General features: G+C 68.1%; 9 protein-coding genes. 4 read left to right on the top strand and 5 right to left on the bottom strand.

Translation table 11 applies throughout. The features are described from left to right. Positions 1-27: 27 nt before the first annotated feature. Positions 28-2,667 carry a ribonuclease E/G gene (locus RMO04_RS09565; RefSeq protein ID WP_309644551.1) on the bottom strand — a complete coding sequence of 880 codons (2,640 nt, stop codon included), beginning with the start codon at positions 2,665-2,667 and terminating at the stop codon, positions 28-30. Positions 2,668-3,078: 411 nt separating this feature from the next. Here RMO04_RS09565 and RMO04_RS09560 point away from each other — a divergent pair, with 411 nt between their 5' ends. The 4 genes from RMO04_RS09560 to RMO04_RS09545 all read left to right on the top strand — a co-directional run bounded on the left by RMO04_RS09560 (position 3,079) and on the right by RMO04_RS09545 (position 8,635). Beyond that, the gene (locus RMO04_RS09560; RefSeq protein ID WP_309644550.1) at positions 3,079-4,284 is read left to right on the top strand and encodes an N-acetylmuramoyl-L-alanine amidase; all 1,206 of its coding nucleotides are present in this window, start codon (positions 3,079-3,081) and stop codon (positions 4,282-4,284) included. Between the two features lie 146 nt (positions 4,285-4,430). Continuing rightward, positions 4,431-6,746, top strand: a complete 2,316-nt coding sequence (locus tag RMO04_RS09555; protein WP_309644572.1) for a penicillin-binding protein 1A — start codon at positions 4,431-4,433, stop codon at positions 6,744-6,746. A 57-nt stretch (positions 6,747-6,803) separates the two neighbouring features. After that, positions 6,804-7,923, top strand: a protein-coding gene (gene prfB / locus RMO04_RS09550) for a peptide chain release factor 2 (RefSeq protein ID WP_309644549.1) whose coding sequence is annotated in 2 segments (ribosomal slippage) — positions 6,804-6,872 and positions 6,874-7,923 — 1,119 coding nt in all. Because the reading frame shifts where the segments join, the coding sequence is not laid out codon by codon here. A 4-nt stretch (positions 7,924-7,927) separates the two neighbouring features. Further along, positions 7,928-8,635, top strand: coding sequence for a 2-phosphosulfolactate phosphatase (locus tag RMO04_RS09545; RefSeq protein WP_309644548.1), 708 nt, complete (start codon positions 7,928-7,930; stop codon positions 8,633-8,635). On the opposite strand, the gene RMO04_RS09540 is transcribed toward RMO04_RS09545, so the two are convergent. The 4 genes from RMO04_RS09540 to tyrS all read right to left on the bottom strand — a co-directional run. Beyond that, entirely contained in the window at positions 8,632-9,117 is a 486-nt protein-coding gene (locus RMO04_RS09540) for a polymer-forming cytoskeletal protein (protein WP_309644547.1), read from the bottom strand. The genes RMO04_RS09545 and RMO04_RS09540 overlap by 4 nt on opposite strands. Further along, the gene (locus RMO04_RS09535) at positions 9,098-10,258 is read right to left on the bottom strand and encodes a M23 family metallopeptidase (protein WP_309644546.1); all 1,161 of its coding nucleotides are present in this window, start codon (positions 10,256-10,258) and stop codon (positions 9,098-9,100) included. Before RMO04_RS09535 ends, RMO04_RS09540 begins: the two co-directional genes overlap by 20 nt. A 286-nt stretch (positions 10,259-10,544) precedes the next feature. After that, entirely contained in the window at positions 10,545-11,015 is a 471-nt protein-coding gene (locus RMO04_RS09530) for a peroxiredoxin (RefSeq protein WP_309644545.1), read from the bottom strand. Between the two features lie 15 nt (positions 11,016-11,030). Beyond that, positions 11,031-11,993: tyrosine--tRNA ligase (gene tyrS, locus RMO04_RS09525; protein ID WP_309644544.1), on the bottom strand; the 963-nt coding region annotated here is incomplete at its 5' end.

Here is an 11,993-nt window from a genome sequence, read left to right as displayed (position 1 = left end):
AACCGGGCCCGAAAGCGCATGTAGGTGCTAACCCCGTCGCCACCAGCCCTTGCGGGCCGCCGTCGGCGGCTTTGCGCTGATCTCCGAGGGATCGGGTTCGCGAGCGACGGCGACCGGCGCGGCGACCAGAACGGGTTCTGGTTCCGGCTCCGGCTCGGGCGCGACGTCAGCGACGACCTCGACGGAGGCTTCCGGAGCCGCTTCCGCGGCGGCCTCGGCGGCGATGGACGCCTTGGTGCGGCGCGCGCGCGGCTTCTTCACCGGTGGCTCCTCGACCAATGGAGCGGGCTCCGGCTCGGCGAAGGCTTCGACCACGGGCTCGGCGACCGCCTCGGCCAAGGGGGCTTCGGCCTCGATGCTCACCTCTCCCTCCTCACGGCCGCGTCCGCGGCCCCGACGCGAGCGGGCCTTCTTGGGTTTGTCCTCGACGGCGGGCAGCTCGACCCAGACGTCGACGTCCGGCCCCTCGACGACGGGCTGCGCCTGGCGCGCGGGCGCCGGGGCGGCGGCGGCCGGACGCTCGTCATTGGCCGCGACCGGCGCGGGCATGTCTTCCGCCGGATCGTGCCAGACGAAGGGGTCGTCGCCATAGGGGACCCAGGGCCGGGTCCAGGAGAACACATCGGTCGGACGTCCGTCGTCGCGCATGCGGCGACCGCCCCTGCGGCCACGTCGGCGACGCCGGCCGCCTTGACCGTCGTCCTCGGTGTCGGAGCCCGCGGCCTCGCTCGCGGTGGGCACCGCGGCGGCGGCGGGGCGATCACCAGCTTCGCGCGGTTCGTCGCGGCGTCCGCGCCGACGCCTGCGGCGTCCGCGGCGTTGGCCACGGTCGTCGTCGCCGTCTTCGCTGTCCTGAAGGCGCTGTTCGGCCGAGTCGTCGTCGGTGGCCTCGCGCTCGATCGCCTCGTCGTCGTCGTCGTCGGCGATTTCCTCGTCGTCGTCCTCGTCCTCGTAGGTCTCGTCCTCGAGGTCTTCATCGACGGGCTGATAGGCCTGGACTTCGGTGCGCGTGGCCAGAGCCACCGCGTGTTCCGGCCGGGTTTCGCTGGAGGTGCGCTCGATCTCGTGATCGGCGTGGGCCAGGGCGTCGTCGATCACGATGGTGATGAACAGGCCCAGGCTCTGGTGGACGCGCGCCAGGTGGTTGCGCTTCTCGTTGAGGATATAGAGCCCGACCGCGCGCGGCACCTTCAGGGTCGCCTCGCCGCCGCCCTTCAGGGCCTCGATCTCCACGGCGCGCAGCGCGGTGAGCGCGCTGGATTCCACCGTGCGGACCCGACCGGCGCCGCCGCAATGTTCGCAGACATGGGTGGTGCCTTCCAGCACGCCGGAACGGCGACGCTGGCGGCTGATCTCCATCAGGCCGAAGGAGCTGATCTTGCCCATCTGGACCCGGGCACGGTCGTCCTTCAGCGCGTCCTTTAGCTTCTTCTCGACGGCGCGATTGTTCTTCGACTCATCCATGTCGATGAAATCGATGACGATCAGGCCGGCCAGGTCGCGCAGGCGCAGTTGGCGAGCGGCCTCCTCGGCCGCCTCCATGTTGGTCTTGAGCGCGGTGGCCTCGATGTTCCGCTCGCGGGTGGCGCGGCCGGAGTTGACGTCGACGGCGACCAGGGCCTCGGTCTGGTTGATCACCAGGTAGCCGCCGGACTTCAGCGGCACGACCGGGGAGTAGATCTGGCTGAGGTGATCCTCGATCCGGTACTTCACGAACAGCGGCATCGGCTCGCGGTACGGCTGAACCTTTTTCGCCTGCGACGGCATAAGCATGCGCATGAACTCGCGCGCTTCCTTGAAGCCGGCCTCGCCCTCGACCCAGACCTCGTCGATGTCCTTATCGTAGAGGTCGCGGATGGTCCGCTTCACCAGGTCCTCTTCCTCATAGATGAGCGCCGGGGCCACGGAGTGCAGGGTGGTCTCGCGGATGTTCTCCCACAGGCGCAGCAGATATTCGTAGTCGCGCTTGATCTCGGCCTTGGTGCGCTTGGCGCCGGCCGTGCGCACGATCAGGCCCATGCCGTCCGGCACGTCCAGGCTCTGGACCACGCCCTTCAGGCGCTTGCGGTCGGTGACCGTGGTGATCTTGCGCGAGATGCCGCCGCCCCGGGCGGTGTTGGGCATCAGCACGCCGTAGCGGCCGGCCAGGGACAGGTAGGTGGTGAGCGCCGCGCCCTTGTTGCCGCGCTCTTCCTTGACGACCTGAACCAGCATGATCTGCCGGCGGCGGATCACTTCCTGGATCTTGTACTTGCGCATCAGCCGCCGGCGACGCCGGGCGACTTCTTCCTCCATGACGTCGTCGTCATCCTCGGCGTCGTCATCATCGTCGTCTTCGCTGGACGACGACCGCCCACGCGGGTCGTGATGATCGTCCTCTTCCTCGGCCTCTTCACGCATCAGCGCTTCGCGGTCGGCCACCGGGATCTGGTAGTAGTCCGGGTGGATTTCGTTGAAGGCCAGGAAGCCGTGGCGATTGCCGCCGTACTCGATGAAGGCCGCCTGAAGCGACGGCTCAACGCGCGTCACCTTGGCGAGATAGATATTGCCTCTGAGTTGTTTGCGGTTCTGGCTCTCGAAATCGAACTCTTCAACCCGGGTTCCGTCGATCACCACCACGCGAGTTTCCTCGGCGTGAGCGGCGTCGATAAGCATCTTCTTTGACATTAAAGCGATCTCCGTGGCGCGCCGCGAACTCTTGGTTCGGGCGCCGCCGGTTTTGCAGGAGGGCGCGCGCGGGTCCGCCGTTCACGATGTCGGTAGCGACATCGCGGGCGGTAGGCCGGAAAGGGGCTCGAGCGGCGCTGCCCATTGGTGTGTTCCCAGGCGCGCCCCCGTGAAAGGGGCGCGGATCGGATGATGCGTCGTCGCTGAAGGGCGATGAGCTGACGCTGGCTTCGCGCGGACTGCGGCCTTGCGACGCAAGGCGCGCTCCAGCGCGGCGCGACTTTGCAACACTGAGCGACAAAAGGAAAGCCGCGCGGATGGTCGCGGTCGAGCCTTGGCGGGTTAACCGTTTGTCCATGTCGCTTAAGGCTATATGACGGTTCAGATTCAAACAGTGGCGTGTGGGGTTGGATGTTCGCGCGGGTAGGCGGACTGTTCCGGACGAAGGGCGTACGCGTGCTGGCCGCTGCGGCCGCGGGCGTCTGCTGTCTGGCCGTCGTCGCCGCCGCCCAGGCCGCCAACGCCACGGCCGGCGTCCTCAAGGTCCGCCTCGGCGGCGACCAGACCGAAACCCGTATCGTCATCGACCTGAACCGCTCGGCCACCGGCAAGGTGACCTCCGACGGCGCGATGGATCGCCGGCTGGTCTTGAACCTCAACGGCGCCTCGGTGGACGGCGCTCTGCAGGGCGCGGGCCTGGGGCTCGTCAAGAATTGGGTTGTGGATCAAGGCGCTGGCGGCGCCCGGCTACGCGTCGATCTGGCCGCCGATGTGGTGGTCAAGCGCCGGTTCCTGCTGCCGCCGGCCGACGGGATCGAAAACTATCGCTACGTGATCGATCTGGCGGCCAAGGCGCCCACGCGCACGATGCTGGCGCCCGGCGCCCGGATGACCTCGGCCCCGATGCCGGTCATTCCGGTCAGCGCGCCGCCGCTGTCGCTCAAGAAGGTGATCGTCATCGACGCCGGTCACGGCGGCAAGGATCCCGGCGCCAAGGGCGCCACCGGCAATGAGAAGGACGTGACTCTGGCCGCGGCCCGCGCGCTCAAGACCCGGCTGGAAAAGACCGGTCGCTACAAGGTCGTGATGACCCGCGATTCGGACGTCTATGTCGCCCACGACATCCGGGTGAAGATCGCCCGCCGCGCCGACGCCGACCTGTTCATATCGCTGCATGCCGACTCCGGCACCGATTCGAGCCTGCGCGGGGCCAGCGTCTACACCCTGGCCGACCGCGCCAGCGGCCGCTCCGCCAAGTTCGTCAATAAGGACGACTGGTTCATGCGGGCGGGGTCGCATGGCGACAACGGCGTCTCGACCATCCTGCTGGACCTGACCCAGCGCATGACCCGCAACCGCTCGGCCACCTTCGCCGAGGTCCTGCTGGCGCGGGTGGACGACCATCAGCCCCTGCTACGCCGCAGCCACAGAGAAGCGGGACTTGCCGTGCTGTTGGCGCCCGACGTGCCCGCCGTGCTGCTGGAGATGGGTTTCATCACCAATCGCGAGGATGAGCAGGCGCTGCGCGACACCGGACGCCGCAATCGCCTGATGGGCGGCGTCGCCGAGGCCATCGACGACTATTTCGGGCAACAGACCCAGCTCGCCTCGCGCTGAGCGACGCGCGGGCCGTTGGCGCCCGCGACGATGCACGCTAGATCAGATTCCAGCCGGGCCGAGCGGCTCGCGGAGGTCTGTCAGTCTTGAATCCCCCCGAACGATGGGTCGCGATCGCCGGCGTCGCCGTGTTGAGCGCTATCGCCATGGCCGGGTTCGCCATCGCCATCTATGCGGCCTGGCTCTTCCACGACATGCCCGACGCGGGCGATCTGGTGGATTATCGGCCGCCGACGGCCACGCGGGCCTATGCCTGGGATGGGGTGCTGATCGGGGAGTTCTCCCGCGAGCGGCGCATCTATGTCCCGTATGACGCCATGCCGCCGCAGCTCGCCCAGGCCTTCCTGGCGGCTGAGGACCGTAACTTCTTCCGCCACGCCGGCGTCGACACCTTGGGCCTGGTGCGGGCCATGGCCAAGAACGTCCAGAACGCCGCCCAGGGCCGCAGGCTGGAAGGGGGTTCGACCATCACGCAGCAGGTGGCGAAGAACGTCCTGCTCACCAGCGACGCCACCGTGGGGCGCAAGCTGAAGGAAGCCATCCTGGCCGGGCGTCTGGAGCAGACACTCAACAAGGAGCAGATCCTTGAGCTCTATCTGAACGAGATCTGGCTGGGCTATCGCTCGTATGGCGTGGGCGCCGCGGCGTACAACTATTTCGGCAAGTCGATCACCGACCTGACCCTGGCCGAGAGCGCCTATCTGGCGGCCCTCCCGAAGGGTCCCGACAACTACCATCCCCAGAGGCGCAAGGCGCAGGCGCTCATCCGCCGCAACTGGATCCTCGACCAGATGGCCGAACTGGGCTGGGTCAGTCGCCAGGCCGCCGAGGCCGCGAAGCGCGAGGACCTGAAGGTCCAGAGCGCCCCCAGCCGCGCCAAGTACCGCGACGCCGACTTCTTCGTTGAAGAGGTCCGCCGCCGGGGCCTGGCCACCCTGGGCCAGCGCCTGAACGAGGGCGGCTACTATATGCGCACCACCCTGGACCCACGGCTCCAGACGGCCGCGCGGGTGGCGCTGATGAACGGTCTGGAGCTTTACGACCGCCGCCATGGCTGGCGGGGCGCCTGGGGCCGCGTCGAGGTGGCCGACGGCTGGCAGGCCATGGCCAAGAAGATGAAGCCCCCGGCCGAACGACGCGACTGGCGCGCGGCCCTGGTCAAGGAGTCGTCGGGCGGCATGGTCCGGGTCGAGACCGCCGACGGCGGAATGTCCGGCGGCATCATCAGCCAGGATGTGGCCTGGGCGCGGGCCGGGAAGGGCCTCAATGTCGGCGACCTGATCTTCGTCGAGCCCGCCGAGGGCGGGGGCTTCCACCTGCGTCAGGTGCCGATCGTCAACGGCGCCCTGGTGGCCATGGAGCCCAACTCCGGCCGGGTCCTGGCCATGGTGGGCGGCTATTCCTATTCGCTGTCCAACTTCAATCGTGCGACCCAGGCGATGCGCCAGCCGGGCTCGGCCTTCAAGCCGATCGTCTACGCCGCGGCGCTGGAGAACGGCTACACGCCCTCCAGCGTGGTCATGGATTCGGCCATCACCCTGCGAGGCGCGGCCGGGCAGAACTGGACGCCCGAGAACTACAACAAGCGCTACTACGGCGCGCTGACCCTGCGGCGCGGCCTGGAGCTGTCGCGCAACGCCATGACCGTGCGCCTAGCCCAGGGCGTGGGCATGACCAAGATCAGCGAGCTTGCCAAGCGGATGGGCGTGGTCAAGGACATGGATAAGGTCCTGGCCATGGCGCTTGGGGCGGGGGAGACCACGCCCTTCAAGCTGACGGCGGCCTACGCCTCGTTCGTCAACGGCGGACGCCGGATCGAGCCGCACCTGATCGAGCTGGTCCAGGACCGCAATGGCGAGACCATCTTCCGCGCCGACAAGCGCGACTGCCCCCGCTGCGGGGTGGGTTTCAACGGTGATGAGAGCCCGCGCGTGCCGCCCGGTGGCGACCAGGTCATGGATCCGATCACCGCCTATCAGATCACCTCCATGCTGCAGGGCGTGGTCCAGCGCGGCACGGCGACCTCCGCCCTAGTCCTCGATCGCCCGGTGGGCGGCAAGACCGGCACCACGAACGAGTACCGCAGCGCCTGGTTCGTCGGCTTCACCCCGCAGATCGTCGCCGGGGTCTTCGTCGGCTTCGACGACAACCGGGGACTGGGCAACGGCGAGACCGGCACCACCGCGGCCGTGCCGATCTTCACCGAGTTCATGGCCGAGGCGGCCCGCGACCTGCCGAAGACCGAGTTCAAGGCGCCGACCAACGCCAAGTTCGCCATGGTCCGCGGTATCCGCGAAGCCTTCCGACCAGGCACCGAGCCCCAGCTTCGCGTTCCCTCGGCGGCCGCGCCCAGCGGCGGGCCTCAGCCCTACAACAAGGTTTGGCCCGACGGCCAGCTGACCCCGAACGCCGTGCCGCCGCCGCCGCCGAAGAAGGCCGACGACATGACCGGATTGTATTGAGGCCCGGCGCAGGCTATCTGCCGCGACCCCAGAGCAAGTCTGGTTCGGAGATTTCCCATGAGAGCGGATGTCGAGGCCTCCAGGGCCGACATCGAGCAGTCGATCGAACTGCTCAGGAGGCGACTTTGACTGGGAACCTGCCCTACGGAAGCTCGACGAGCTAAACGCCCGCGTCGAGGACCCCACCCTGTGGGACAACGCGGCGGCGGCCCAGGCCCTCACCCGCGAACGCTCCAAGCTCGCCGCCCAGGTCGAGGCGGTGAAGTCGCTTGAGCGCGATCTGGCCGACGCCATCGGCTATGCCGAGATGGCGGACGAGGAAGGCGACGAAAGCTCCCTCGACGAGGCTCGCGCCCAGCTCAAGAGCCTCAAGGATCGCGCCGGCCGCGCCGAGCTGGAAGCCCGGCTGTCGGGCGAGGCCGACGGCAACGACGCCTTCATGGAGATCAATTCCGGCGCCGGCGGCACCGAGTCCTGCGACTGGGCAGGCATGCTGCTGCGCATGTATTCCCGCTGGGCTAACGCCCACGGGATGACCGTCGACTTCCTGGAAGAGACCTCCGGCGAGCAGGTCGGCATCAAGTCGGTGACCCTGCAGATCAAGGGCCCGAACGCCTATGGCTGGTTGAAGACCGAGGCCGGGGTGCACCGGCTGGTGCGCATCTCGCCCTATGACTCGGCGGCCAAGCGCCACACCAGCTTCGCCTCGGTCTGGGTTTATCCGGTGGTCGACGACACCATCGAGATCGAGATCAATCCGTCCGATGTGCGTACCGACACCTATCGGGCGTCGGGCGCCGGCGGTCAGCACATCAACAAGACCGACTCCGCCGTGCGCCTGACCCACATTCCCACGGGCGTGGCGGTGGCGTGCCAGGCGGGCCGCTCTCAGCACCAGAACCGCGAGGAAGCCTGGAAAATGCTGCGCGCGCGGCTCTACGAACTGGAGCTGCAGCGGCGCGAAGCCGAGGCCCAGGCGATCGCCGACCAGAAGACCGATATCGGCTGGGGCCACCAGATCCGCAGCTACGTCCTGCAGCCCTATCAGATGGTCAAGGACCTGCGCACCGACGTGGAGACGTCCGACACCCAAGGCGTGCTGGACGGCGACCTGGACGAATTCATGGGCGCGTCGTTGGCCCAGCGGGTGGGCGCCACGCGGGACGCCGGAGCCTAGGTCCATGCCGACCGTCCACAGCGAATGGGGCCTGCATGGCGTCGAGACGCTGCGGGAAGCTTGCGCGGTTCTGGTTATCGTCGATGTCCTGTCGTTCTCGACCGCCGTCGACGTGGCGGTGGGGCGCGGCGCGAAAATCCACCCCTTCGCCTACGGCGACAGGGCGGCGGCGCAGGCGGAGGCTGATCGGGTCGGCGCACGGTTGGCGGCCAGCCATCGCGCGGGCGATCAGCTCAGTCTCTCGCCCTCAAGTCTGTTCGCGCTGACGCCGGGCGAGCGCGTCCTTCTGCCTTCACCGAACGGGTCGAGGCTCTCGCTGGCCGGCGGCGGCGCCATGGTGCTGGCTGGATGCCTGCGCAACGCCACCGCGGTCGCAGCCCACGCTCGGCGCCTGGCGGCGGACGCTGACATCGCCGTGATCCCCGCCGGCGAGCGTTGGCCGGACGGCTCGTTGCGCTGCGCCATCGAGGATCTGATTGGGGCAGGGGCGGTGATCGAGGCCCTGGGGCTGCCTGCCTCGCCGGAGGCGCAGGTCGCGCGTGACGCCTTCCGGGCGGCCAGGCCGCGGCTGGGCGAGGTGATTGGCGGCTGCATGTCGGGACGCGAACTGATCGACCGCGGATTTCCCCGCGACGTGGAGATCGCCCTGGAGCTGGACGCCAGCCCCTGCGCGCCGGAGCTCAAGAATGGCGCCTACGAGGACGCAGCCTAGCCGACCTGGGCGGTGGGCGTCGCGTCGCGCATCTCGGCGTCCGAAACCAGGGTCGGCGCGGAGATGGCCGGCGGCGCGGCCGGGCGTTGGAACTTCAAGCTACGGCCCTGGAAGAAGGCGCCCGTTTCCATGGAAAGCTGCTCATGGGTGATGTCGCCGTCCACGTAGGCGGTGCCGTAGAGCCGGACCTGCTTGGCGCTGATCTGGCCGATGACCCGGCCGCGGGTCTCCACGACCTCCGCGAAGATCGCACCCTCGACGTGGCCGGTCTCGCCGATGGTGACCTTGTCCACGCGGACCTCGCCGCGCACGACGCCATCGATCTGCAGTTCGCCTTCGCCGACGACGCTGCCTTCGATGGTGATGTTGTCGGAGATCAGGGATGGCGCCCTGGCCGGCTTGCGCGACCCCGACGCGTCCGGCGCGTGGGTGATGTCGGAGGCCAGCTTGTCGGAAACGCCTTTAGTCGCCTTGGAGAACATAATCGCCCGCCTTTACGTAGCGGCCGGGGTTCTGCGCCCGCCCGTTGACCCAAACCTCATAATGCAGGTGCGGGCCGGTGGAGCGGCCCGTCGAGCCCATGGCTCCGATCCGCTGACCCACGGCGACGCGCTGGCCCGGACGGACAGCGATGGCCTGGAGGTGGGCGTAGCGGGTCTTGAAGCCGCGGCCGTGGTCAATTTCGATGGTGTTGCCATAGCCCGACCGCACGCCGGTGAACGACACCACCCCGGGGGCGGTGGACTGGATTGGGAAATTGTAGCCGCCAGTGAAGTCGAGGCCCGAATGGAAGGCCGGGCGGCGGGTGAAGGGATCGAAGCGCACGCCGAAGCCGCTGCTGGTGCCCGTGGTCACCGGACGGGCGAAGGGCAGGGTCTCGGCGGCGTTGGCCAGGGCGCCGGCCTCCGACAGGTTGGTGGCGGCATGCTGAATGCGTTCGGCGAAGCCCTCGTCCACGTCGAGGACGGCGGCCAGGGCGCGCGGATCCTTGGCCTCGATCAGCGGCCCGCCTAGCGAACCGCCCTTCGGGATGTAGGACGACGGGGTCAGGCCGGCGAGGCGGAAGGCCAGGCGCAGACGGTCGGCGCGGGTCTTGGCGAAGTCGTCGGCCGCGTCGATCAGGCGCTCCTGGCCCGCACGCACCAGTTCGATGCGGCGCATCGGGCTGACGGTCGGCGGGATGTTGCTTGCCTTCTGGATCGTCGGGGCCAGGGCCTGATCGACCCCAGGCACGTCCTTGATGTCGGTCAGCAGCATGGCGAGAGCGGCGTGGCGCTTCTCAACCGTGATGGCCAGTTGGTCGACGCCGCCCTCGGCGGCGGTGCGTTGAGCGACCGCGCTGTTCAGGCGAGCCTCGCGGTCGGCCACCAGGCGCTCGGACTTGGCCTGCATGCGGGCCAATTCTTGATCATGGCCCGAGAGCGCCATGGCGTTCACCAGCATGGCGGCGGTGCAGACCCCCATCCAGAGCGCGCAGACCGCCACCGTCCCGGCGCCGATCATCTGCTTGCCCGTGGTCAGGACGAACGCCCGCATCTCCCCGCCGGAGCGGACATAGAGGTGCCTTTCAGGGAACAGCTCTTCGAGCGATCGGCGAAGGCGCGCAAAGCGTGTCATTTCCACCGCGTCGGCTACGGAACTTTTTGGTCCCGCGGATATGCAGTGAGAATTGGAAAACGCGCAAGACCCTTCGCGCCACGAAGGCGATGCGGGCGAGTCTGGGGGATTATTAACATCGTTGGTTAACGGGACCTGAACACCCAAGCTAGTGCGTGCGTCGAACCCCTTGCCGTCAGGGCTCAGATAGCCGCTCCACGCGACAAATCTACAACAACGAAGGCTCGGGCGCCGAACCTGGGGCACGGATGGCGGACACGTGTGATGCGGCCGTCCGCCGCACCGCGCAAGCTTAAGCTTTAAGGGATTTCACGGCGTCCAGAACGGCTTCGGCGTGGCCGGGAACGCGGACCTTGCGCCAGATCCTCGCCAGCTTGCCGTCGGCGTCGATCAGGAAGGTCGACCGGTCGATGCCCATGTACTGGCGGCCATAGAGGGTCTTCTCGACCCAGGAGCCATAGCGCTCGATCATCACGCCGTCCGGGTCGGAGCCCAGCGGCACGGTCAGGTCATATTTCGCTGTAAACTTCGCGTGACGAGCCAGGCTGTCCTTCGAAACTCCCAGTAGAGAGGCGCCGGCTTTCTCGAAATCGGCCTTCAATGCGCTGAAGGCCTGCGATTCCTTCGTGCAGCCCGGGGTGTCGTCCTTCGGGTAGAAATAGACCACCAGCGGCTTGCCCTTGAAGTCGGCGAGGGTGATCGGCCCGAGTGCGCCAGCCACGTCGAAGTCGGGCGCCTGGGCGCCCTCGATCAGTTCGGACATCGGTTCTCTCCAGGCCTAGACGGGTTTCACCAGGACGATCTTCTTCTTGCCCGCCGCCAGCTTCACGACGCCGTCGACCAGGTCGGCGGTGGTGATCGCGCGGTTGGCGTCGGCCTCGGCCTTGTCGTTGACCCGCAGGCCACCGCCCTGGGCCAGGCGTCGGGCTTCGCCGCGCGAGGCGGCGAGGCCCGCGTCCGTCGCGAGCGCCGCCAGCACGATGCCGGCGCCCAGGTCGGCCTGGGCCACCTCGTGGGTCGGCATGTCGTCCGACACGCTGCCCACCTCGAAGGCCACCCGTGCGGCTTCGGCCGCCGCCCGCGCCGCGTCCGCGCCGTGCAGCAGGGTCGTGGCGGCGTTGGCCAGCACTTTCTTGGCCTCGTTGATGTCGGCGCCCTGCATGGCTTCGTAGCGGGCGACCTCGTCCAAGGGCAGGTCGGTGAACAGCTTCATGAAGCGGCCCACGTCGGCGTCCTCGGTGTTGCGCCAGAACTGCCAGTAGTCGTAGGGGCTGCGCATGTCGGCGTTCAGCCAGACGGCGCCGCCCACGGTCTTGCCCATCTTCTGGCCCGAGGCCGTGGCGAGTAGGGGGGTGGTCAGACCGAAGGACGGTTTCTGGTCCACGCGACGGATCAGCTCGACCCCGTTGACGATGTTGCCCCACTGGTCGGAGCCGCCCATCTGCAGCACGCAGGCGTGGTTCCGCTCCAGCTCCAGGAAGTCCACCGACTGCATGAGCATGTAGTTGAACTCGAGGAAGGTCATGGGCTGCTCGCGATCGAGCCGCGCCTTGACGCTGTCGAAGGCCAGCATGCGGTTGATCGTGAAGTGCACGCCGTAGTCGCGCAGGAACTGGACGTAGCCGAATTTCGACAGCCATTCGTCGTTGTCGACCATCACGGCGTCGGTCGGACCGTCGCCGAAGGTCAGGAACTTCTCGAACGTCCCCTTGATGGTGGCGATGTTGCCCTGGATCTGGTC

It is taken from the genome of Phenylobacterium sp. (assembly GCF_031412415.1).
Taxonomy (GTDB): Bacteria; Pseudomonadota; Alphaproteobacteria; order Caulobacterales; family Caulobacteraceae; genus Phenylobacterium.
The sequence above is the reverse complement of the archived record's forward strand: the minus strand, read 5'-3'. Positions and strand labels throughout refer to the sequence as shown.

Coding starts and splice junctions, on each gene's coding strand:
- RMO04_RS09565 (WP_309644551.1), bottom strand. CDS start 2,667: ATGTCAAAGAAGATGCTTATCGACGCCGCTCACGCCGAGGAAACTCGC.
- RMO04_RS09560 (WP_309644550.1), top strand. CDS start 3,079: ATGTTCGCGCGGGTAGGCGGACTGTTCCGGACGAAGGGCGTACGCGTG.
- RMO04_RS09555 (WP_309644572.1), top strand. CDS start 4,431: ATGGCCGGGTTCGCCATCGCCATCTATGCGGCCTGGCTCTTCCACGAC.
- RMO04_RS09545 (WP_309644548.1), top strand. CDS start 7,928: ATGCCGACCGTCCACAGCGAATGGGGCCTGCATGGCGTCGAGACGCTG.
- RMO04_RS09540 (WP_309644547.1), bottom strand. CDS start 9,117: ATGTTCTCCAAGGCGACTAAAGGCGTTTCCGACAAGCTGGCCTCCGAC.
- RMO04_RS09530 (WP_309644545.1), bottom strand. CDS start 11,015: ATGTCCGAACTGATCGAGGGCGCCCAGGCGCCCGACTTCGACGTGGCT.